The 20,829-nt window shown below is 64.7% G+C and carries 20 protein-coding genes and 4 tRNA genes; 15 read left to right on the plus strand and 9 right to left on the minus strand.

What is annotated here, in order from left to right; translation table 11 throughout:
• The 10 genes from AC07VL_RS27385 (at nucleotide 1) to aqpZ (ending at nucleotide 6,065) form a co-directional block, all read left to right on the plus strand.
• A tRNA-Glu gene (locus AC07VL_RS27385) sits at nucleotides 1–76 on the plus strand.
• Nucleotides 77–163: 87 nt separating this feature from the next.
• Nucleotides 164–239: transfer RNA gene (locus tag AC07VL_RS27390), tRNA-Glu, on the plus strand.
• Nucleotides 240–327: 88 nt separating this feature from the next.
• A tRNA-Glu gene (locus tag AC07VL_RS27395) sits at nucleotides 328–403 on the plus strand.
• A 99-nt stretch (nucleotides 404–502) separates the two neighbouring features.
• The gene (gene earP, locus AC07VL_RS27400; RefSeq protein WP_494808650.1) at nucleotides 503–1,672 is read left to right on the plus strand and encodes an elongation factor P maturation arginine rhamnosyltransferase EarP; all 1,170 of its coding nucleotides are present in this window, start codon (nucleotides 503–505) and stop codon (nucleotides 1,670–1,672) included.
• A 135-nt stretch (nucleotides 1,673–1,807) separates the two neighbouring features.
• Nucleotides 1,808–2,383, plus strand: a complete 576-nt coding sequence (locus tag AC07VL_RS27405) for an elongation factor P (protein WP_092799733.1) — start codon at nucleotides 1,808–1,810, stop codon at nucleotides 2,381–2,383.
• Between the two features lie 206 nt (nucleotides 2,384–2,589).
• Nucleotides 2,590–3,762 carry an amidase family protein gene (locus AC07VL_RS27410; protein WP_494808651.1) on the plus strand — a complete coding sequence of 391 codons (1,173 nt, stop codon included), beginning with the start codon at nucleotides 2,590–2,592 and terminating at the stop codon, nucleotides 3,760–3,762.
• Nucleotides 3,763–3,802: 40 nt separating this feature from the next.
• Nucleotides 3,803–4,213, plus strand: coding sequence for a hypothetical protein (locus AC07VL_RS27415; protein WP_290608792.1), 411 nt, complete (start codon nucleotides 3,803–3,805; stop codon nucleotides 4,211–4,213).
• A gap of 70 nt (nucleotides 4,214–4,283) precedes the next feature.
• A complete protein-coding gene (locus AC07VL_RS27420) occupies nucleotides 4,284–4,742 on the plus strand; it encodes an Ivy family c-type lysozyme inhibitor (RefSeq protein ID WP_494808652.1) in 459 nt (152 codons plus the stop codon).
• Nucleotides 4,742–5,152, plus strand: coding sequence for a GNAT family N-acetyltransferase (locus AC07VL_RS27425; protein ID WP_494808653.1), 411 nt, complete (start codon nucleotides 4,742–4,744; stop codon nucleotides 5,150–5,152). Before AC07VL_RS27420 ends, AC07VL_RS27425 begins: the two co-directional genes overlap by 1 nt.
• 223 nt (nucleotides 5,153–5,375) lie before the next feature.
• Nucleotides 5,376–6,065, plus strand: coding sequence for an aquaporin Z (gene aqpZ, locus AC07VL_RS27430; RefSeq protein ID WP_494808654.1), 690 nt, complete (start codon nucleotides 5,376–5,378; stop codon nucleotides 6,063–6,065).
• 45 nt (nucleotides 6,066–6,110) lie between these two features.
• Here the strand turns inward: aqpZ and AC07VL_RS27435 are convergent, their stop codons facing one another.
• Complete coding sequence (locus AC07VL_RS27435; RefSeq protein ID WP_494808655.1) at nucleotides 6,111–6,941, minus strand: AraC family transcriptional regulator; 831 nt, start codon at nucleotides 6,939–6,941, stop codon at nucleotides 6,111–6,113.
• A gap of 153 nt (nucleotides 6,942–7,094) precedes the next feature.
• Here AC07VL_RS27435 and AC07VL_RS27440 point away from each other — a divergent pair, with 153 nt between their 5' ends.
• The 4 genes from AC07VL_RS27440 to AC07VL_RS27455 all read left to right on the plus strand — a co-directional run bounded on the left by AC07VL_RS27440 (nucleotide 7,095) and on the right by AC07VL_RS27455 (nucleotide 11,108).
• A complete protein-coding gene (locus tag AC07VL_RS27440; protein WP_494808656.1) occupies nucleotides 7,095–8,324 on the plus strand; it encodes an MFS transporter in 1,230 nt (409 codons plus the stop codon).
• A 237-nt stretch (nucleotides 8,325–8,561) separates the two neighbouring features.
• The gene (gene cysS, locus AC07VL_RS27445) at nucleotides 8,562–9,938 is read left to right on the plus strand and encodes a cysteine--tRNA ligase (RefSeq protein WP_494808657.1); all 1,377 of its coding nucleotides are present in this window, start codon (nucleotides 8,562–8,564) and stop codon (nucleotides 9,936–9,938) included.
• A gap of 38 nt (nucleotides 9,939–9,976) precedes the next feature.
• Entirely contained in the window at nucleotides 9,977–10,564 is a 588-nt protein-coding gene (locus AC07VL_RS27450) for a hypothetical protein (protein WP_494808658.1), read from the plus strand.
• Nucleotides 10,557–11,108, plus strand: a complete 552-nt coding sequence (locus tag AC07VL_RS27455; RefSeq protein WP_494808659.1) for a hypothetical protein — start codon at nucleotides 10,557–10,559, stop codon at nucleotides 11,106–11,108. Before AC07VL_RS27450 ends, AC07VL_RS27455 begins: the two co-directional genes overlap by 8 nt.
• Here the strand turns inward: AC07VL_RS27455 and dbpA are convergent.
• The 6 genes from dbpA to AC07VL_RS27485 all read right to left on the minus strand — a co-directional run bounded on the left by dbpA (nucleotide 11,095) and on the right by AC07VL_RS27485 (nucleotide 19,115).
• Complete coding sequence (dbpA, locus tag AC07VL_RS27460) at nucleotides 11,095–12,519, minus strand: ATP-dependent RNA helicase DbpA (RefSeq protein WP_494808660.1); 1,425 nt, start codon at nucleotides 12,517–12,519, stop codon at nucleotides 11,095–11,097. The genes AC07VL_RS27455 and dbpA overlap by 14 nt on opposite strands.
• Nucleotides 12,520–12,635: 116 nt before the next feature.
• Entirely contained in the window at nucleotides 12,636–12,872 is a 237-nt protein-coding gene (locus tag AC07VL_RS27465; RefSeq protein WP_131378450.1) for a hypothetical protein, read from the minus strand.
• A 335-nt stretch (nucleotides 12,873–13,207) separates the two neighbouring features.
• Complete coding sequence (locus AC07VL_RS27470; protein ID WP_494808661.1) at nucleotides 13,208–14,872, minus strand: acid phosphatase; 1,665 nt, start codon at nucleotides 14,870–14,872, stop codon at nucleotides 13,208–13,210.
• Between the two features lie 112 nt (nucleotides 14,873–14,984).
• Nucleotides 14,985–17,474, minus strand: a complete 2,490-nt coding sequence (locus AC07VL_RS27475; protein WP_494808662.1) for a TonB-dependent siderophore receptor — start codon at nucleotides 17,472–17,474, stop codon at nucleotides 14,985–14,987.
• A gap of 113 nt (nucleotides 17,475–17,587) precedes the next feature.
• A complete protein-coding gene (locus tag AC07VL_RS27480) occupies nucleotides 17,588–18,595 on the minus strand; it encodes a FecR domain-containing protein (protein WP_494808663.1) in 1,008 nt (335 codons plus the stop codon).
• 1 nt (nucleotide 18,596) lies between these two features.
• Nucleotides 18,597–19,115 carry a sigma-70 family RNA polymerase sigma factor gene (locus AC07VL_RS27485; protein WP_494808664.1) on the minus strand — a complete coding sequence of 173 codons (519 nt, stop codon included), beginning with the start codon at nucleotides 19,113–19,115 and terminating at the stop codon, nucleotides 18,597–18,599.
• Nucleotides 19,116–19,426: 311 nt separating this feature from the next.
• Here AC07VL_RS27485 and AC07VL_RS27490 point away from each other — a divergent pair, with 311 nt between their 5' ends.
• Nucleotides 19,427–19,996, plus strand: a complete 570-nt coding sequence (locus tag AC07VL_RS27490; protein ID WP_494808665.1) for a hypothetical protein — start codon at nucleotides 19,427–19,429, stop codon at nucleotides 19,994–19,996.
• A gap of 68 nt (nucleotides 19,997–20,064) precedes the next feature.
• Here the strand turns inward: AC07VL_RS27490 and AC07VL_RS27495 are convergent.
• Together AC07VL_RS27495 and AC07VL_RS27500 are read right to left on the minus strand one after the other, a co-directional pair.
• Nucleotides 20,065–20,141 (minus strand) — tRNA-Met (locus AC07VL_RS27495).
• 62 nt (nucleotides 20,142–20,203) lie between these two features.
• Nucleotides 20,204–20,695, minus strand: coding sequence for a hypothetical protein (locus AC07VL_RS27500; RefSeq protein ID WP_494808666.1), 492 nt, complete (start codon nucleotides 20,693–20,695; stop codon nucleotides 20,204–20,206).
• Between the last annotated feature and the right edge of the window lie 134 nt (nucleotides 20,696–20,829).

Here is a 20,829-nt window from a genome sequence, read left to right on the forward strand (position 1 = left end):
GTCCCCATCGTCTAGAGGCCTAGGACATCACCCTTTCACGGTGAGTACAGGGGTTCGAATCCCCTTGGGGACGCCAGATTCGCGTAGTGTGCGGCGCGCGCAAGTGCCAGCCGCAAGCAGTAACAGGTCGGGATGCAAAGTAGCGCGTCCAGGACAGATTTCTGTCCCCATCGTCTAGAGGCCTAGGACATCACCCTTTCACGGTGAGTACAGGGGTTCGAATCCCCTTGGGGACGCCAGATTCGCGTAGTGTGCGGCGCGCGCAAGTGCCAGCCGCAAGCAGTAACAGGTCGGGATGCAAAGTAGCGCGTCCAGGACAGATTTTCTGTCCCCATCGTCTAGAGGCCTAGGACATCACCCTTTCACGGTGAGTACAGGGGTTCGAATCCCCTTGGGGACGCCAGACCGGCTGAATCAGCCAACAACAAAGCCGCCTGGTAACAGTGCGGCTTTTTTGTTGTCCGCCGTCATCTCAACTTGCATCATCTTTTTTCCGCCGCCCATGCTTCTACCTACCGATCGCGCGCCATCGTTGGCTATCTTCTGCAAAGTCGTCGATAACTACGGCGATATCGGCATCTGCTGGCGACTCGCGCGGCAGTTGCACAACGAGCATGGCGTGGCCGTCACCTTGTGGGTGGATGATTTGGCCAGCTTTCAACGCATCTGTCCCGGGATCGATGTGGCTGCACGGGCGCAGCAGGCATCCGGCGTTACGGTGCGCCACTGGCAAGACCAGGATGGCGTGTTTGCGCCGGCCGACATCGCCGATATCGTCATCGAGTTCTTTGCCTGTGACATTCCCCCGGGCTATATCGCTGCCATGGCGCAATGCGTACCCCAGCCCGTGTGGCTGAACCTGGAAGGCTTGACGGCGGAAGAATGGGTGGAAGGCTGCCATGCGCTGACGTCGCCGCGCCACGGCATGATCAAGCATTTCTTCTTCCCCGGTTTCACCGATAAAACGGGCGGCTTGCTGCGCGAAGCATCGCTGGAAGAGCGGCGGCAGGCGTTCCAGGCCGATGCGGCCGGCATGGCGGCCTTCCTGGGGCAGTTCGGCATGACGCCGGCAGAAGTTGCTGCATTAAAAGTGTCGCTGTTCTGCTACCCGTCCGCGCCCGTGGCCGGGCTGTTTGCGGCCTGGCAGGCAGCGAGCGAGCCCGTGGTCTGCCTGGTGCCGGAAGGCGTCGCGTTCGATGCCGTTCAGGCGTTTTTCGGCGACGATGTGGCGGCCGCGGGCGCGGTGCACACGCGCGGCGCGCTCACCGTGCGCGTGCTGCCCTTCGTGCCGCAGGATGACTATGACCGCCTGCTGTGGGCCTGCGACGTGAACTTCGTGCGCGGCGAGGATTCCTTCGTGCGCGCCCAGTGGGCGGGCAAGCCTTTCCTCTGGCATATCTATGTGCAGGATGAAAACCTGCATCACGTGAAGTTGCGCGCCTTCCTGCAGCGCTACGCCGTCGATGCCGAGGGGGCGATCAACGGCCTGGTGCAGGCGTCGCTGGCCTGGAATGGCGCCGCTGCCGACCCCTTGCCATGGAGGCAGCTGTGGTCTGCCTTGCGGGCCGACATGCCGCGCATCGTCGCGCGGGCGCAGGGCTGGCAGGGATTGATGCAGGCCAATGGCGATCTGGCAAGTAACTTGCTGGCGTTCGCCGGCGCGACGAGATAGGCGCTTGCCCAAAATTAAGGTAAAATGCCCGGTTATTTCTAACGTATTTTTAACCGATCAAACGCAAGCTTGCGGCGCTGATGGCACCCAGGCGGCAGATGATCTTCATGCAACCCACTTTTTACGTACATTCCTATGAAACCCGCAAAAGAAATTCGTGTTGGCAATATCATCATGGTCGACAGCAAGCCAATGATCGTGTTGCGTTCTGATGTCAACGGTTCGAGCCGCACGGGCTTCACCTACAAATGGAAGATGAAAAATCTTCTGACGAACACGCCGATGGAAAACGTGTTCCGCGGCGACGACAAGTTCGACGTTGTTGTCCTGGACAAAAAGCCAGTGACCTATTCGTACTTCGCCGACCCGCTGTTCGTCTTCATGGACGCCGAGTACAACCAGTACGAAATCGAAGAAGAAAACCTGGGCGATGCACTGCATTACCTGAAGGACGGCATGGAATGCGAAGCCATTTTCTACGACGGCAAAGCCATCTCCGTTGAACTGCCTACGACCATCGCCCGTCAAGTGGTGTACTCGGAGCCTGCAGTCAAGGGCAATACTTCGGGCAACGTCCTGAAAGAAGCCAAGATCGAAAACGCCATCGACGCGCACCGCCACACCGTGCAAGTGCCGCTGTTCGTGGCACAGGACGACGTCATCGAAATCGACACCCGTACCAACGAATACAAGCGTGTCGTACGCAACTGATAGATCGCCAGGCTGCGCTGCACGCATGGCCCGGCCAACGCCGGACCCGCTTGCTCCAGTTGTTGATCATCAAGAAACGCTGCCCTAGGGCAGCGTTTTTTTTGCTTAAAAAATAATTCCCTTCAACAACAATTGAGTTGCAAGGACTGCTATGCTATGGCTTCTACATTGTTGCGTTAGAAACATTGAAGTTCCCTGGAGATACCATGCAGCGCAGTCATTTGTTACGCAATGGCGCTTATCGGGGCGCCACGGCCGCGGCCGTGTCCATGCGCGCTGCGCGTCCCGTGCTGGCCCGTGCCACGGCGCCCGCCAGTCCCATGGCCCACCTGCTCGATGCGGGCGTGTTGCCGCAACAGCAGATGATGCAGGCAGGTAAGCTCAGTTCGCATGCGCTGACATCGCAGTACCTGGCGCGCATCCGCTCGCTGTGCAGCACGGGCGCGCGCGCCCATGCCGGCATCGAAATCAATCCCGACGCCTTGAAAATTGCCATGGAAATGGACCGTGAGCGGCAGGTGCGCAAGGTGCGCGGCCCCCTGCATGGCATCCCCGTCGTCTTGCGCGACAGCATAGCCACCGGCGACCGCATGAAGACGCGCACGCAGGCGCTGTCGGCGGCGCATGCCGGCTGCGACTCCTTCATCGCGTCGCGCCTGCGCGCGGCTGGCGCCGTCATCATCGGCAAGAGCAATTTGCGTCAGTGGGCTGCCGTCAGCATGCCGCACGCCAGCGCCAGCTGGGCTGGCCTGACCATCCTCGCCGTGGACAGCGAAGCGGATGGTTCCATCGTCGCGCCGGCGTCCACGTGCGGCCTGGTCGCCATCCAGCCGACGGGCCGGGTGGCTGCCGGCCAGGCGGGCGGGGCCGCCGTGGCCGGGCCGATGGCACCCAGCGTGCGCGAGGCAGCGTGGCTGCTGGCGGCCCTGTCCGGCGATGGCCGGGCCGATGACGCGGTGCTGGACCTGGCCAGCTTGCACGGACGCCGCATCGGCGTGGCGCGCAGCCTGTTCGGGCACTGCGCCGATACGGATGCCGTGATCGAGCAGGCCCTGCAGGTGCTGCGCGACCAGGGCGCCGAACTGGTGGAGTTCCCCGCGCCGGAGCCGGGAGCGGACGCCATCGGCGACGTGCTGCGCGGGCAGGGACTCGACGCGCTGGTGGGGCCGACCTGCCGCGCCGCGCCGCTGGCGCACGCCGTCCAGCCGCAGATGACCGTGCCTGCCGGCATGGCGCACGGCTTGCCCGTCGGCCTGTCGTTCATCGGCGCGTGTCATACCGAAATGCAATTGATTGCCATGGCATATGCCTATGAGCAGGCGACCCTGCACCGGCGCACGCCGGTACTGCCATCGAGCATCACTGAAGCGTTGCGCTGACCATGCCACTTCCTTTCCTTTTTGATACCTCTGACATTTTATGCTTGCAACTTTGCTGCTGAGCGCGGCCGTGACTGCCGCGACCACTCCTTTCGATGTCACGCAACTCGCCGGCAGCTGGTCCGACAGTTTTAATACCAACAATGTGTGCGATCAGCCGCGGCACTTTACGCGCATGCAGTTGTCTGACGATCATGCGCGTCTGGCCATCTTCAATGACCGCGTCTGGAAGAGCAATCTGGGGGAAAGCAACCGTTTCGCCGCCACGGTGGTGGCCGAGACGGAGCGCAGCCTGACTTTGCGCTATGACAATGAAACCCGCCAGGATGCGCATGGCAAGCTCGTGGAGTGGCAGCTGATCATCGTGGCGCCCGGCGTGTACCGCTGGCGCCAGACGGATTGGCCGGAAGGAAAAGTCAATGGCGTGGTCGGCATCCGCTGCTCGCCCTGATGACCCGCGCGCAAGCGGGCATGCCATTCTGCTATGCTGCCCCCTTTCATTTGCTGTCCCAGGAGGTTTCATGTCCCTGCGTTTGCTGTTACCACTGTTGATGAGCGCGGCCGTGGCGCTGGCCGCGCTGCCTGCGCAAGCCCGCACGCCCAGGCTGTCGCTGATCGAGCAGGCGCAAAGCTGCGACGGCAGTGCCGCCTGCCCATATTTTCCCGAAGTCTACAAGGCGGACTACGCCTTTCGCAGCGCCTTCAATATCGCCCTCAAGCGGGCCGGCCTGAAGCGGCAGCGCTGGGTGCCGAATGGCGTGACGACGCCGCTCAAGCCCATCGAGATCGACGGCAAGGCGCGCCTGCTGAGCAGCGTCTGCGAGCCGCATAATTGCGGCCACCGCTACAGCATCCTCTACGATCCGGCCGCGCGCAGCATGACGGGCGTGTATGTGGGCAGCGATGGCAAGGGCGGCGTGCGCACCGTGTATTTCGGCGATCCCAGCATTGCGGAAGCCGACCTGCTGATCAAGAACTGATGGGCGCGCCCCTGCGTATATCCAGCGTGCGGGACGAGCTGGACGTGGCGATGATCCACCGCTACCTGAGCGAAATATCCTACTGGAAGCGCGGCGTGGCACTGGAAACGGTGCGCAAGGGCATCGAGAACGCGCTGTGCTTTGGCGGCTACGTGAATGCGCGGCAAGTGGCATTCGCCAGGGTCGTCACCGACTATACGGATTTCGCCTACCTGCGCGACGTCTTCGTCCTGCCGGCCTACCAGGGCCGCGGCTATGGCCGGCAACTGGTGGCTGCCGTGCTGGGCGATGAACGCTTGCGCAACGTGGGCTGGATGCTGGCGACCGACGATGCGCATGCCCTGTATGCGGGCTTCGGTTTTACGGCATTGGATGCGCCGCACAAATACATGCGCCGTCCGGCGCCATAGGAATTATCAAAATAGCCTTTATGTGTCAAGAAAACTATTAATATTATTATATATAATAATGTTGCCTTGATAATGACATCATGTCATTATGCGCGCTCTGCAGCATTTGCAGAGCGGAGCAGTGCTGTGCTTTGCCCGTCGCCATGGCGCGCCGGCAAAGGTAGTGAGCGGTCTGATTGGTCGTCCCCTGGCACGTTTTCTCGTCACTTAGAAGGAATACATCATGAAACAATATGGAGCCGAGTTTCTCGGCACGTTCTGGCTGGTGCTGGGCGGCTGCGGCAGCGCCGTGCTGGCTGCCGGCTTCCCCGGCCTCGGTATCGGCTTTGCCGGCGTGGCACTGGCCTTTGGCCTGACGGTGCTGACGATGGCCTACGCCATCGGCCACATTTCCGGTTGTCACCTGAATCCCGCCGTCTCGATCGGCCTGTGGGCAGGCGGGCGTTTTCCTGCCAAGCAATTGCTGCCCTACATCATCGCGCAAGTGCTGGGCGCCATCGTGGCCGGCGGCGTGCTGTACGTGATCGCCAGCGGCCAGGCCGGTTTCGATGTCAGCAAGGGCTTTGCCTCGAACGGCTATGGCGCCCATTCGCCGGGCGGCTACTCGATGCTGTCGGCGCTGGTAATTGAAATCGTCCTGACGATGTTCTTCCTGATCGTCATCCTGGGCGCCACCGACAGTCGCGCACCGGCCGGCTTCGCGCCGCTGCCGATCGGCCTGGCCCTGACCCTGATCCACCTGATCAGCATTCCCGTCACCAACACCTCCGTCAACCCGGCCCGCAGCACGGGCGTGGCGCTGTACGTGGGCGACTGGGCCACCAGCCAGCTGTGGCTGTTCTGGCTGGCACCCATCATCGGCGCCTTGCTGGGCGCGCTGGCCTATCGCCTGATCGCGGGCGAGAAGACGTAAGTTTTACCCAGGAAAAACAAGCAGCCCGCGGGCTGCTTTTTGCCTTTACTCGCCGCCGCGCCACTCGCTCAGGTAATGCTGCGGCGTGCGGCCCAGGATGCGGCGGAACATGGCGCTGAAGGCGCTGGGACTGGCGTAGCCCAGCGCATAGGCGATGGCGGCCACGCCTTCGCCCCGGTCCAGGCGGCAGAATGCCTCGGCCAGGTGAACTTGCTGCAGCCATTGCCGGTAGTGCAAGCCCGTTTCCTTGGGAAACAAACGGATCAGGGTGCGCGCGCTGGCGCCCGCATCGTGGGCCCAGTCCTCGATGCTGCGCCGGCTGCCGGGCGCGTCCATGATGGCGGAGCACACGGCCACCAGGCGCCGGTCGCGCGGCCAGGGAATGGCGATGGGCACCGTATCGGCGCCCGCCAGTTCCGACAGGATCAGGTGCGCCAGCCAGTCGCCACGGCCATCGAGCGCATATTCGACGGGCTCGGCCAGCAGGGCCAGGATCAGCTCGCGCAACAGCCGGCTCACTTCCAGCACCTTGCAATCGGGGCCGAAGACGGCCGCCACACCCGCTTCAATGTACACGGTACGCATGCTCAGTTCGCTGAGGATGTGCACCTCGTGCAGGATGCCGACGGGGATCAGCAGGGCGCGCCGCGGCGGCAGCATCCACACGCCGTGCTCGGTGGTGACGCGCATCACGCCTTCCGTGGCGTACAGCAGCTGGGCGCGGATATGGCTGTGCGGCGGCGTGACGTCGCCCGCCTGGTATTGCTTGGACATGGCCGTCACGGGGCGCGGTACGTGCTGGTAGTCGTGCGCATCGGTGCTGCGGCTGAAGGGCATGCCGTCCGCATCGGCCAGGGCAGGGTGGTTGGTGTGCATGGGGTCTAGGCCGGGTTGGTCGCCGGGGTTTGCAAGGCGTTCTCGCCGAGTTGTCACTTACGCGACGATTATTGGAAGTTATCAGTTCAATGACCATACTATACTGGGTTCTTTGCGGGGCCGCCTGCCGGACCCGATCATTGCGGATGAACCATGCACACCACCACGTCTTCCGCCGCCATGCCGGCGGCTCCCACGCTCCAGAGTTCCCAACAACAATCCGGTCTGGCCATGCACATCCTGGGCGCCGTCGCCTTCGTGCATCTGCTCAATGACTTGATCCAGGCATTATTGCCGTCGATTTATCCGATGCTGAAAGCCGAGTTTTCACTCAGTTTTACCCAGGTCGGCCTCATCACCCTGACGTTCCAGTGCACGGCTTCGCTGCTGCAGCCATGGATCGGCTTGTACACGGACCGCCGTCCGCTGCCGTTTTTGTTGCCAATTGGCATGTGCTTTACCCTGGCCGGCGTGCTGATGCTCTCCATCGTCTCGACGTTTCCCACCCTGCTGATCGCCTCGGGCCTGATCGGCGTCGGTTCCTCGACCTTTCACCCGGAAGCATCGCGCGTGGCACGCATGGCATCGGGCGGACGCTACGGCTTTGCCCAGTCGCTGTTCCAGGTGGGCGGCAACGTCGGCTCCGCCTTGGGGCCGCTGCTGGCGGCGGCCGTCATCGTCGGCCGCGGCCAGGGCAATATCGCCTGGTTCAGCCTGCTGGCCGTGCTGGCCATCGGCGTGCTGTACAAGGTCAGCGGCTGGTATCGCGGCCACCTGGCCAGCTTCAAGCCGAAGGCGGGCGGCCACGGGCCGAACTTGTCGCGCAACAAGGTGATGGGGGCGCTGGGCGTGCTGGCCCTGCTGGTGTTCTCGAAATACATCTACATGGCCAGCCTGTCGAGCTATTACACGTTTTATCTGATCGACAAGTTCCACCTGTCCATCGGCGCGGCCCAGCTGTACCTGTTCCTGTTCCTCGCCGCCGTGGCGGCCGGCACCTTCATGGGCGGTCCCATCGGCGACTGCATCGGCCGCAAGCGCGTGATCTGGATTTCCATCCTGGGCGCCGCACCGTTCACCCTGCTGCTGCCGTACGTGGACCTGTTCTGGACGGCCGTCTTGACGGTGATCATCGGTTTCGTGATTTCGTCCGCCTTTTCCGCCATCGTTGTGTTTGCGCAAGAACTGGTGCCGGGCAAGGTGGGCATGATCGCGGGCATCTTCTTCGGCCTGATGTTCGGCGTCTCCGGCATCGCCGCCGCCGCCATGGGCCACCTGGCCGACGTGGCGGGCATCGCCTACGTCTACAAGCTCTGTTCCTACCTGCCGCTGCTGGGCATCCTGACGGTGCTGCTGCCGCATATCGAGCAGGCGAAGAAATAAGCGGGCGGTGCGGGCGGGCTTGACTGCCCGCCCGCGCCCATGCGATAGTAAAGCCATGCTCACTTCCATCCTCCCTCCAGTCCTTGCTTCCGGCGCCGCTGCTGCGTCGTGTCCGTGCGCCTGGCCCCGTGAGGATGCGGCCTTGCGCCGGTAAGCGTTTACTCCTCATTCCGATGGCCACAGTGTTGAAAAACCTGTGGCCATTTTCTTTTTCTGCAACGCCAATGAAAGTCCCGCATGATACTTCATTTGTACGACACGTATAGCCGCAGCCTGCGCCCCTTCGAACCCCTCGCCGCAGGCCAGGCGGGCCTGTACGCCTGCGGCCCCACGGTCTACGACTACGCGCACATCGGCAACCTGCGCACCTACCTGTTCGTCGACGGCCTGCGCCGCGCGCTCGAGTTCAACGGCCTGCAGGTGCGCCACGTGATGAACATCACGGACGTGGGCCATCTGACGTCGGACGCGGACAGCGGCGACGACAAGATCGAGGCGCGCAGCGCCCGCAGCGGCAAGTCGGCCTGGGATATCGCTTTGGACTTCACGCGCGCATTCGAGGGCGATCTGCGCGCCCTGAATATCCTGCCGCCCACCGTCTGGTGCCGCGCCACGGACCACATCGCCGAGCAGATCGACTTCATCGGCGACCTGGAAGCGAAGGGCTACACCTACCGCACGGCAGACGGCATCTATTTCGACACCACGCGCCAGGACAGCTACGGCAAGCTGGCGAACCTGCAGCGCGACGGCCTGCAGGCGGGCAAGCGCGTGGAGCTGGGCGAGAAGCGCGACATCTGCGACTTCGCCCTGTGGAAGTTCAGCGGCGTGCCCGGCCAGCGGCAGATGGAGTGGGACAGCCCGTGGGGCCTGGGTTTCCCCGGCTGGCATATCGAATGCTCGGCCATGGCGGAAAAGCACCTGGGCGCGTATTTCGACATCCATTGCGGCGGCGAAGACCACGTGGCCGTCCACCACAGCAACGAGATCGCGCAGACGCAAGCGCGCCACGGCACGCGCCTGGCCAACTTCTGGCTGCACGGCGCCTTCCTGAAAACGGGAGAGGCGAAGATGTCGAAATCCTCGGGCGATTTTCTGCGCCTGGACAGCCTGGCGGAGCAGGGTATCGATCCGCTCGCCTACCGCTACCTGTGCCTGGGCGCCCACTATCGCAGCAGCCTCAATTTCACGGATGAAGCCCTGCGCGCCGCTGCCAGCGGCCTGGCGCGCCTGCGCAGCAGCGTGCACGGGCTGGGCGCGGCGGCTGGCGAGGCCGACCCCGCGTGGCATGCGCGTTTTATGATCTGCATCAACGATGACCTGAATTATCCGCGCGCGCTGGCCGTGGCCTGGGAACTGCTGAAAAGCGCGCTGCCCGATGCCGTGAAAAAAGCCACCATGGCCCGCTTCGATGCGGCCCTGGGGCTGGACTTGCTGGCGTGGCAGCCGGCCCGGGTGGACGTGCCGGCGCAGGTGCAGGCGTGGATGGAAGAGCGGGCGGCCGCCCGTGCGCAGCGCCAGTGGGCGGAGTCGGACCGCTTGCGCGCATTGGCGCGCGCGGCCGGCTACGACATCGACGATACGCCGCAGGGCCAGCAGGCGCGCCGTTTGTGAGGATGGTATCCGCGCCGGTGCGGCATAATGGCCGCCTGATGAAAACGGGAGATGCCGTGAAGCGTGCCGTGCTGCTGTTGAGTGCTTGCCTTGCCCTTGCGCCCGCGCAAGCGTCCAGCGACTGTCCCGGCTTTCCCGCGCTGGCCTCCTCCGGCGAGGCGCTGCTGGCGCAGGTGCGCGCGCTGCCGCCCGTCGGCATCGACCGGGAAGTGCAGGCCTGCGCGCCAAAAACCGTCATCGATTTCGCCTACAGCGGCGGGGTGCTGTGCCGCTTTGGCGCTGAAGCGGAGGCGGCGACGGCTGCCGTCACGCGCCTGGCCGATGGCGGCGAGCTGGTCGAGTACCTGTATCTGTTGCCGTATGCGCCGGAGCGCCACGCGCGTCTGCTGGCGCTGCTGGACGCGCGGTTTGCGCGGGTCGACAGGGCGGCTTACCCCGCTTTTTTGCGGGCCGCCACTCCGGGCAAGGAAACCACGGCCCTGTTCACCCACGGCGGCTACTATGTCTCGCTGGGCAAGCCCACCGCAGGCGACCCCGCCGCATGGTATTCGAACGTGATCTTTGAAAAAATGGACAAGCCCGCGCTGGGCGTGCGCAAGGTGTGCCAGGACGCTGCCGATGACTGAAGCGCAGGCCTTTCCGGCCGCACTGACGGATGCCGCGTCATGGCTGCTGCCCGCGCTGTCCGATGGCCAGCTGCACGCGCCGTCGGCGCCGTTTGACGTGCAGCAGGATGGCCGGCGGCTGCGCATTCCCGTGCGCACCTATTACGTCCGCGAAGCGCTGCTGGATGCCACGGGGCTGCCCGGCGACGCGGGCGCGATTGCCCTGTGCCTGGGTACGCGTCACCATGACGGGCATCTGCGCGCACACTGCGTGGCGCAGCTGCTGCGGCAGGAGCGCGCATGGACGGTGCCCTTCGTCGTGCACCTGTGCGGCGAATACGTGCTGGAGATAGTCGAGAGAATCGGCGCGGCGCTGCCGGCCTGGAATGCGCAGGCGCTGGCGCGCTACCTGCGGGAGAATCCCGCGTATGTCGCTACGCTGGAACGGCGCGCCGTCAGCTACTGGAATTGCTACTACCGCGACGAATACCCCGTGTGGGAAGCGTATCCGGGGCGCAGGACCATGGCGGCCCTGCGCGCATTGCAGCAGCTTACGCCTCGATGAAGCGCATCTTGAAGCTGCGGCCCTTGATGTTGCCGAAGTCGCGGCCCAGGGAGTTACCGGCATTGAGGCGCTTGAAGGCCGCCTCGGCCACCGTGCGGTCGATGGCCACGTAGGTCATGAACTCGAACACGTTGATCTTGCCCACTTGTTCCTTGGTGAGGCCGGCGTCGCCCGTCAGCGCCCCCAGCAGGTCGCCGGGACGCAGCTTGTCCTTCTTGCCGCCCATGATGCACAGCGTGACCATGGGCGCCGGCAGCGCTTCGGCGCCATCGTCCTCGCCCAGTTCCTTCAGCGCGTGCCATTCGACGGCGCTGTTCTGGTACTGCTCGATCAACTTGACCCATTTCTTCTCGTTCGGCGCGCACAGCGACAGGGCCAGGCCCTTCTTGCTGCCACGGCCCGTGCGGCCGATGCGGTGGATGTGCACTTCCGTGTCTTTCGAGACGTCGACGTTGATCACGGCGCCCAGGTCGGAAATATCGAGGCCGCGCGCGGCCACGTCGGTGGCCACCAGCACGGAGCAGCTGCGGTTGGCGAACAGCACGAGGATTTCATCGCGCTCGCGCTGTTCCAGCTCGCCGTACAGGGCCAGCGCGGAAAAGCCTTGCTGGCGCAGTTCCTCGGCCAGCTCGCGGCAATGCACCTTGGTGTTGCAGAAGGCCAGGGTCGATTCCGGCTTGAAGTGTTTCAGCAGCTTGCCGACGGCGGCGTTGCGCTCGTCGAAGCCGATTTCATAGAAGCGCTGTTCGATCTTGTCGTTGTCGTGCTGTGCCTCGACCGTCACTTCCAGCGGATTGACGAGGAAGGATGCGGTGGCGCGGCGGATGTCTTCTGGGTAGGTGGCCGAGAACAGCAGGGTCTGGCGGCGCGCCGGGCAGGCGCTGACGATGCCGGCGATTTCCTCGTAAAAGCCCATGTCCGTCATGCGGTCCGCTTCATCGAGCACCAGCGTCTGCACGTGGTTCAGGTTGATGGTGCCGCGGCCGATATGGTCGCGCAGGCGGCCCGGCGTGCCGACGACGATGTGCGCGCCGTGTTCCAGCGAGGCGATTTGCGGGCGCATGGGCGCGCCGCCCGTCAGGGTCAGGATCTTGATGTTGCCGGCCGCGCGCGCCAGGCGGCGCAGCTCATTGGCCACCTGGTCGGCCAGTTCGCGCGTGGGGCACAGCACCAGGCCTTGCACGGCAAACCAGGCCGGATTGAGCTTGTGCAGGATGCCGATGCCGAAGGCGGCCGTCTTGCCGCTGCCCGTCTTGGCCTGGGCGATCAGGTCGCGGCCATCGAGCACGGCCGGCAGGCTTTGCGCCTGGATGGTGGTCATCTCGTGGTAGCCGAGCGAATCCAGGTTGGCCAGAAAGGCGGGCGTCAGCGGCAGGCTGGAAAAGGCGGTGGTGGTGGAGGTGGTATTCATAGGGGCGTAGCCGGTAAAAAGCGGTGGATGGGCACAGTCTACAGGCATTACGCCCTTGTGCGGATGGTGGTGTGGCAGCCGGCGGCAAACGGCCGCCCGCGTTGATGCATCAGGTATCAGGTATCCGGCGCCCAGATGGGCAGGCCGGTGAGATCGAGGCCGGCGTCGCGCGTCCACACGGGCAAGCCCGTGGCATCGGTCGGCTCCAGCAATTCCAGCTGGACCTGTTTCAAGGCCACCTTGCGCACGCGCACGCGGCGCTGCGGTTCCGGCGCCGGCTCTGGCGCGTCGTGCGCTGGCGGCGGGCCGAAACCGGGCAAGTCGATGGTGGCGTTGTCTTTTTTATCTCTCATTTCTGAACCTCTGGTCCCCGGCCGCGAAAAGCCGGCGCCGGGGAGCGGGCAAAAAGCTGCCCGCTGTGTGAATACTCTGTGCGCTTCGTCCACAAAACAAAAGCCCGGCTACTGGAGTCGGGCTCATTGTTGGGACAACCTGCAGGAAAACTTGTCCTGCGGATTTAAGTGCGGCACGCAGTGTATCACAGGCGTGCCGCACCGTGGGTGGCTTATAACGCCTGACAAAACCGTAGCGAGCGGCAGTGAGTTGTGGCTGAGAAGCGCAACTGTGCTTTAGCACAGTGAGCATCGCAGGCCGCAAATCGCGACGCGCAGCAGGTTTTGGATGGCGTTTAGCGGAAGCTCAGGGCGCCCGTCAAGTCGCCCGGCGGCAGCGCGCCACGGGCCGCGAAGGCCTCGTTGCGCACCTTCAAGCCTTCGAGCAGGGGCAGGTCGTGCAGGCGCGTGATCAGGCGCAGGATCGACGTCGTGTCGTAGAAGCTGTGGTCGACGGCGCCTTTTTTCGCGTATGGCGAGACGACGATGGCGGGAATGCGCGTGCCCGGGCCCCAGCGGTCGCCCTTCGGCGGCGCCACGTGGTCCCACCAGCCGCCGTTTTCATCGAACGTGATCACCACGATCATGTCCTTCCACTGCGGCGATTCCTTTAGATGCTGGATGACGTTGGCCACGTGCTGGTCGCCCGACTCGATGTCCGAATAGCCCGCATGCAGGTTCAGGTTGCCCTGCGGCTTGTAGAAGGTCACGGCCGGCAGCTTGCCCGCCACGGCGGCGGCGAGGAATTTGTTCGAGATCGGGCTGTCGCCCGTGCCGCCGTCGCGCAGGTGTTCGGCGCGCGCTGCGGTGCCGGGGGCGAACTGCTTGAAGTAGTTCAGCGGCTGGTGGTGGAACTGGAAATTTGGTTTACTGCCGCCACCCTTGTGGTCGAGCGCCGCTTGCCAGCCGCCGCCATACCACGCCCAGCTGACGCCCTTGCGCGACAGCAGGTCGCCGATGGTGTCGTAGGTTTGCGGCGGCAGGGTATTCGCGTCCGCCGGATCGGCGTGCAGCGGGTCGCCGTCGTAGGCTGGACGGATATAGCTGGGCTGGTAGGGCGGCGCCATGGTGTTGACGGCATAGCCGTCCGGCGTGATGGCGCCGTCGTTGACGTATTTCGGCTTGCCGTCCAGCGCCGAGGCGGGGCAGTCGGGCGAGATGGCCAGGCGCACGCCTTGCGGGCCGTCGGACAGCACGGCGATCTTTTTCTTCGCCGCCGTCTCGGACGCGTTGAAGTATTCGTTGGCGCGGCCCGTGACGAGGAACTGGTGGTTCATGTAGGAGCCGCCGAAGGCCGCCATGAAGAAGTTGTCGCACAGGGTGTACTGCTCGGCGATCTGCCACAGGTTCAGGTTTTTCGACGTTTCGCCGTAATGGCCCATCACCAGGCCGCCGCTGTCGGCCCACGCGGCGAAGCCGTCGTTCTTGCCGCCGTTGATCTGCATCTGGTTGTTATAGAAGCGGTGCACCAGGTCGCGCGTGATGATGCTCTCGGGCAGGGGCTTGCCGGCCGCGTCGCTCAGTTTGTAGGGCGCGTTGGCCAGGCCCGTGATCTGGTCTTCCTTGATCAGGTAATCGATGCCGCCGATGTTCTGCTGGTTCGGCACCAGGCCGCCCCAGATCTTCGGCAGGGTAGCCAGCGGCTTGCCGTCGCGGTCCATCTGCTGCGCCTGTTCGGCCGTGACGGCGGACAGGGGCGCGCTGGTGCCGGGGAAGTTGGCGAACAGGTTGTTGAAGCTGCGGTTTTCCAGGTAGATCACGACCACGTTCTTGACGTGCGCCTTGAGTTTCGCATCGAGCGAACCCTTGGCGATGGTCTTCCTGGCTGGCGCGGCATCGGCCAGCGCTGGCAGGCTGGCGGCCAGGCCGACTGCGGAAGCAGCCTGGAAAATGCGCCGGCGCGAGGGATTGGCGGGTTGGTCGGCCGGATCGGCTGGCAGGGCGGGGGCGAGGTCCTTCACACATTCTCCTTGGGTGTCTCTGTGGCACGGGCCACGGTGCTGCCCGTGAAGCGGAAAATTGTATCACCGGCCCCTGGATAATGTGAAATATTCGCCCCACGCCTTCAGCGCGTCAGAACTGGTAGCGCACGCTCAAGGCCACCTTGCGCGCCGGACCATGCATGCCCGAATACCACCAGTCCGACACCGACGCCGTGTACTTCTTGTCGAACAGGTTGGCCACGTTGACGCTCGCCGACAGCTTGTCGCTGACGTCGTAGCGCGCCATCAGGCTGGCCACGGAGTACGCCTTCTGTTCCCAGTGCAGGGTACTGTTGATCTGCCACGCGTCGATGTCCGAATACACGCGGCTTTGCCAGTTTACGCCGCCGCCCACGGTCAGGCGCTGCAGCTCGCCGGGCAGGCGCCAGGTGGTCCACAATTTCACCAGGTGGCGCGGGAAGGTGGTCTGGATCGCCTTGCCCGTATTGTTTTCCGTCTGGCTGTACGACCACGACGCCGACACATTCCAGCCTGGCGCGAGGGCGCCCGTCGCTTCCAGGTCCACGCCCTGGGTCTTGGCGCCCTTAATGGTGCGGTTGGCGGGATTGTTGGTGCCTGGCACGGTGTAGCCCGGGTCCGATTCGGCCAGGTTGCTCTGGCGGATCTGGTACAGCGCGGCCGAGGTGTTCAGGCGGCCATCGAACCAGCCGCTCTTGATGCCCGCTTCGTAGGTCTTGCCCGCGCGCGGCGCCAGCAGCTTGCCATAGCGGTCTTGCGCGGCCTGCGGCTGGTAGATGGATGAATAGCTGGCGTAGAGGCTGTGCGTGGCGTCGATGTCGAACACCAGGCCGCCATACGGCGTGAAGACGCGGCTTTCCGACGCCGGGGACTCGCCATAAAATGACACGGCAGGCGCATCGGAGATGTAATTCTCGCTGTAGCGCAGCACCTTGGCGCCGGCGATCAGTTTCAGGCGTTCGGACAGGTTCAGGCGTGTGGCGGCATAGGCGCTGGCCTGGCGGCGCGTGCTGTCGTAGGTGACGAAGGTATCGCCAAACACGGGCGTGGCCTGGCGGTTCCAGCGGTACAGGTTGACGGCGGTCTGCTGGATGTCCTTGTCGAAGCGGCCATCCGTCGTGCTCTGGAATTCGTTGTAGTCCATGCCCAGCACCAGCTCGTGCCGGCGGTCGAAGGCGCTGAACGGACCGCGCACATTGACGTCCACGCTGTTGACCTTGAGCCGGTAATCGCGGTAGTCGCCGTTCAGCATCAGGCCATCGCCCGTGGCTTGGTCGGGAAAGGCGCTGCTCACGCTCATGTAGACGGCGCGCTCTTCCTGCGACGACTGCACGCGGTCGGCCGAGATTTTCAGCCTCCAGCCGTTCGCCAGCGCGTGTTCCAGGGTGGCGAAGACGTCGGTCGAATTGCTGCCGAAGCGGTTCGATCTGGCGGCCGGGCTGAAGGAACGTGGCAGGTCCGTCATCTCGCCATTGCTGTAGAACAGGGGGAAGCCCAGGTAGGACAGCGATCCTTTCGAGCGGTTGCGCTGGTGCGTCACGCCGGCCGTCAGTTTCGTCGCGGCCGACAGGTCCGCTTCGATCACGCCATACACCACCTTTTTGTCGCGGCTATAGCCGTCGATGATGCTGTCGGCTTCCTCGTACACGGTCACCAGGCGGCCGCGCAAGCTGCCTGCCTCGTTCAGCGGGCCGGAAATGTCCGCCACGCCGCGCCGCTCGTCGCGGGAAGCCAGTTCGCCTTCGACCCAGGCCTGGAACTGCGCCGTCGGCTTTTTGCGCACCATGTTGATGGCGCCCGAGGCGTCGCCGGCGCCCGTCATCAGGCCCGAGGCGCCGCGCAGCACTTCGATGCGGTCGTACAGCGCCATGTCGGCCAGGCTTTGCGACGGTATCGCATTGAGGCCCAGGTTTTCCGAGTGCGTGTTGACGCCATCGAGCTGGTAGTTGGTGATCGCATAGCCGCGCGAGGTAAAGCCGGAGCGTTCGCTGCCCAGCGAGAACAGGGTGATGCCCGGTGTCTGCGCCATGACTTGCGCGATGGTGTTCAAGCCCTGGTCCTGCATGCGCTGCTGCGTGATCACGCTGACCGACTGCGGCGTTTCCCTGGCCGACAGGCCCAGCGGCGTGGCCGTGGCGATCGGCAGGGGCGAGACATACGCGCCCGAGCCTTCGCTGGCGTCCTGCTGCGCCTTGACCGACACTTCCGGCATCATGGACAGCGCCTCGCCGCCCGCCGCCGCATCGGCCGGGCGCAGCACATAGCTGCCATTGGCGCTGCGCTCGGCCTTCAGGCCCGTGCCGCGCAAAACGCCGTTCAGGGCGGCCAGCACGTCGTGGCGGCCCACCAGGCCGGTGGACGTCTTGCCGCGCGTCTGCTCCGGCGTGAAGCTGAGGATGACCCGCGACTGGCTGGCGACCTGGCGCAGCGCAGTGGCCAGGTCGCCCGCGGGCACCTGGAAGTCGAGGCTGGCCGCTGCCGCGCTTTCCTGCGCCAGCGCGGGCGCGGGCATGGTCAGCAGCAGGGCGGAACCGATGAAGAGGAGCTCGATGGCACGCGCCATGCGCGTGCGCGGCGGGCGTGGCCGGGATCTGGAAGACATAACTGGAGACATGGTTACCTTGTGTTGGAGTCGTCGAAAAGAACGTTGCCTACACAGGTCACGCGAGAAACGGAAACGGGTAAGTTTTTTTGCGGCGCACGCCAGATATTTTTTCAGCGCTGCCGGCGCGCTTCCACCTGCACCCAGTAGCGCGTGCGCAGGCGCACGTCGACGGGCAGGGAATCGGGCAGCGACAGCAGGACCGCATCGAGGTCGGCCAGCGGGAAGACGCCGGAGATGCGCAGCCCGGCGACGGCGTCGTCGCAGCCGAGCAGGCCGTGGCGATGCCGGCTCAATTCATGCAGGAATTCGCGCAGCGGCATGGCGTCGGCCAGCAGCAGGCCCTGGCGCCAGGCCCAGATGTCGGACGTGACGGCGTGCGCGGGCAGGATGGCCTGCGCCGTCATGCCGCCGCCCTGGCCCGCATGGACGAGCAGCGTGCCGTCGCCCTGGCGCGGCGTCAGCCTGACGGCGCCTTCCTCGACGGCGACCGTCGTGCTGCTGTCCGCCTGGCGCACCGAGTAGCGCGTGCCCAGCGCCTGCGCGTGGCCATGCGGCGTCTCGACGAGGAAGGGGCGGTAGCTTGCGCCCGTTTCGCGGGCGGTGGCGATGAAGATTTCCCCCTGCACCAGTTGCAGCAGGCGCTGCGTGCCCGTGTAGCGGATGTTGACGGCGCTGGCGCTGTTGAGGTGCAGGCGGCTGCCATCGGGCAGGGCCAGTTCGCGCCGCTCGCCCACGCCGGTGGACAGGTCGGCCAGCGCGGCGCGGACGAGGCCGGGCGCTTGATCCGGGCGCGCGCCGAACCAGCCCGCGACGCCGATGCTGGCGAGGCACGCCAGCAGCTGCAGGCTTTTGCGGCGCGAAGCAGGGCGCGCCATGGGGCCGTGCAGCAGGGCCTTGCGGCTGGCCTGGGCATCGAGTTCCTGCAAGCCGCCGCTGACATGCTCGATATGGCTCCACGCCCGTTCGTGATCCGGGTGCGCCTGGCGCCAGTGCCGCCATGCCGCTGTTTCCGCCGGCGTGGCCTCTCCGCTCATCAGGGTGGTCAGCCATTCCGCCGCCTGCATGGCGGTGGCCAGGTCGATGGGCTGGCCGTGGGCATAGACTGTCGCGCCGCGCATCTCAGGCCGTGGCAAAATCGGGCACGGCAAAAAAGCACAGCAGATTGGCCTTGCTCAGGTATTTTTTGACGGAATGCGTGGTGGTGCCCAGTTCGGCGGCGATCTCGGCATAGCTCATGCCATCGAGGTGGGCCAGCAGGAAGGCAGCCTTGGCCTTGCCTGGCAGCCGGTTCAGTGCGCGGTCGACCAGTTGCAGCGCCTCGAGCACGATGCTTAGGGTTTCCGGCGAGGGCACGCACGCCTGCGGCGCATGCAGCAGGGCGTCCAGATAGGCGCGTTCGAGTTCCTCGCGGCGGTAGTGGTTGGCCAGCAGGCGGCTGGCGATGGTGGCCAGGAAGGGGCGCGGCTGGATGATGGCCGCGCTGCTGCGCGCGACGAGGACCTTGATGAAGGTATCCTGCGCCAGGTCGCCGGCCAGCCCTGCGTCGTGCAGGCGCCGCTTCAGCCAGCGCAGCAGCCAGCCATGGTGCTCGGCATACAGCGCTTGAAAGTCGGATGGCGGAGAGGGGACGGACAGCATGTGCACTGCTTAATCTAAATGAGAATTGTTCTCATAATAACGCAGCGGCGCGCGGCAGGCAATCGGGGAAGAGGCGGCGTTGCTGAAATGCGACTGCGCGTCCGTGCCGCGCGGCAGTGGCTTTGCGCTGCCGCACGGCAGATGCAAAAGTTTCCTGAGCGCAAGCTTCCATGTGAGAAAATGCGGGCTGTCGATGCAGCGCGGAGCGAAACATGATGTGGATGGTTGGTGGTGCCCTGGTTCTCCTGGTCGCCAGATTCTTATGGTTGGCTTATTTTCATCGTGTCAATGCGATGTCGCGCCAGGCGGAAATGATGAACTGGCTCGACATCGGCCGCGTGTCGAATGCAAATGGCGGCAAGGATATTTTGCTCGCGAGAAATGAGCGTGGTGCCAGGATCGACTGGCGCACGGGCGAAGTGTGGCTGATGAATCCGAAAGTGGCCGAGCCGTTTGCTGATTTCCTCGCCGTCGAGCGCTGGCTCACCTTGCGCGACGTGGTGCCGGCGGCCAGGCCGGCCGAAGCGGCGCCTGCGCCAGCCGAGCCGCCGTCCGAGCCGCTGCCGGAAACGGGACCCGTGCGTGACTGCCTGCCGGCCTTCCAGCAAAAGGTCGATGACTGCCTGGCCAAGGCGCAGGGCGGTCAGGAGTTGCTGGAAACGAAACAGGCGTTCGAGGCGGGCAGCGATGCCTATCTGGCAGCGTCGACGCAATTGAGCCAGGCCGCGCTGGAACTGGACGTGTCGCCGGCCATGGTCGCCACCTTTCACGTCAGCGCGCTGGCCGCCCTGGCCGAAATGACGGGCGCCGACAAGCTGGAACGAGTGGCGGCCAGCCTGCACGCGGCGGCCAGGCAGATCAGGGCGACGGCCGCAGCGTAGGGCGGCGGCCCCGGCCTGGAATGCAAAAACCGCTGCCTCCCTTGCAGGAGACAGCGGTTTTTCAGTATTGGTTGCGGGGACAGGATTTGAACCTGTGACCTTCGGGTTATGAGCCCGACGAGCTGCCAGACTGCTCCACCCCGCAGGCGAATTATATACCAGTTTGCTGCGCTGCGGGAATGATCTTTGCCCAGCCTGTCACATCGCTTACTTTTGCAGGAAAACGGCGGCCGTTCCCTGGCGCGTAAACGGCGTGCCCAGCCGGACTTCCTTGCCGCGCAGTTCGTAGGGCAGGAAGGTGATCACCGAATAGCCATCGCGGTGGTCGAGCGCGACGGCGATCGCATCGGACTGGCTGCCGGATGCGGGCAGGGGGACGGTGGCGTCATATGCGAGGGCGGTTGCCTTGAACTGGCCCTCGGCGGCGCCTTGTTTCAGGCTCTCCTGTATCCGCTGGATGATGTCGGCAGGCAGCAGCCCGGGCGCGGATGGGCTGACGGGCATGAGGACAAAGTCGTCGTTCTGCTTCAGGGCCGCGCCGATGGGGAGGAACTGGCCGCGCCTTTCAAGTTGCAGTTTGGCGAGAGGGACGATGAACTCCTGCAGATACTCGGCGTCGCGCCTGGCTTGGGACTGGGCCAGAGCCGTGGCGGAAAGGAGCAGGGCGAACAGCAGACAGCCGGCGCGAAGTGCGTTCAAGGTGCAGCCCTTGTGAATTAAAAGGAGCAATGTAACATGGCCGCCCGGCTTGGGCCATGTCCAGTCCTAAAATAGGTTGACAGTATTTATTGCTGTAGAAACGCCCGATGCACCACATCGGGCGTTTTGTATTG

Source organism: Janthinobacterium sp. GW821-FHT03C08 (genome assembly GCF_059420905.1).

Coding starts and splice junctions, on each gene's coding strand:
- AC07VL_RS27455 (WP_494808659.1), top strand. CDS start 10,557: ATGACTGAAGCGCAGGCCTTTCCGGCCGCACTGACGGATGCCGCGTCA.
- dbpA (WP_494808660.1), bottom strand. CDS start 12,519: ATGAATACCACCTCCACCACCACCGCCTTTTCCAGCCTGCCGCTGACG.
- AC07VL_RS27440 (WP_494808656.1), top strand. CDS start 7,095: ATGCACACCACCACGTCTTCCGCCGCCATGCCGGCGGCTCCCACGCTC.
- AC07VL_RS27465 (WP_131378450.1), bottom strand. CDS start 12,872: ATGAGAGATAAAAAAGACAACGCCACCATCGACTTGCCCGGTTTCGGC.
- AC07VL_RS27415 (WP_290608792.1), top strand. CDS start 3,803: ATGCTTGCAACTTTGCTGCTGAGCGCGGCCGTGACTGCCGCGACCACT.
- AC07VL_RS27480 (WP_494808663.1), bottom strand. CDS start 18,595: ATGCGCGGCGCGACAGTCTATGCCCACGGCCAGCCCATCGACCTGGCC.
- AC07VL_RS27490 (WP_494808665.1), top strand. CDS start 19,427: ATGATGAACTGGCTCGACATCGGCCGCGTGTCGAATGCAAATGGCGGC.
- aqpZ (WP_494808654.1), top strand. CDS start 5,376: ATGAAACAATATGGAGCCGAGTTTCTCGGCACGTTCTGGCTGGTGCTG.
- earP (WP_494808650.1), top strand. CDS start 503: ATGCTTCTACCTACCGATCGCGCGCCATCGTTGGCTATCTTCTGCAAA.
- AC07VL_RS27420 (WP_494808652.1), top strand. CDS start 4,284: ATGTCCCTGCGTTTGCTGTTACCACTGTTGATGAGCGCGGCCGTGGCG.
- AC07VL_RS27450 (WP_494808658.1), top strand. CDS start 9,977: ATGAAAACGGGAGATGCCGTGAAGCGTGCCGTGCTGCTGTTGAGTGCT.
- AC07VL_RS27425 (WP_494808653.1), top strand. CDS start 4,742: ATGGGCGCGCCCCTGCGTATATCCAGCGTGCGGGACGAGCTGGACGTG.
- AC07VL_RS27405 (WP_092799733.1), top strand. CDS start 1,808: ATGAAACCCGCAAAAGAAATTCGTGTTGGCAATATCATCATGGTCGAC.
- cysS (WP_494808657.1), top strand. CDS start 8,562: ATGATACTTCATTTGTACGACACGTATAGCCGCAGCCTGCGCCCCTTC.
- AC07VL_RS27475 (WP_494808662.1), bottom strand. CDS start 17,474: ATGTCTTCCAGATCCCGGCCACGCCCGCCGCGCACGCGCATGGCGCGT.
- AC07VL_RS27435 (WP_494808655.1), bottom strand. CDS start 6,941: ATGCACACCAACCACCCTGCCCTGGCCGATGCGGACGGCATGCCCTTC.
- AC07VL_RS27410 (WP_494808651.1), top strand. CDS start 2,590: ATGCAGCGCAGTCATTTGTTACGCAATGGCGCTTATCGGGGCGCCACG.
- AC07VL_RS27485 (WP_494808664.1), bottom strand. CDS start 19,115: ATGCTGTCCGTCCCCTCTCCGCCATCCGACTTTCAAGCGCTGTATGCC.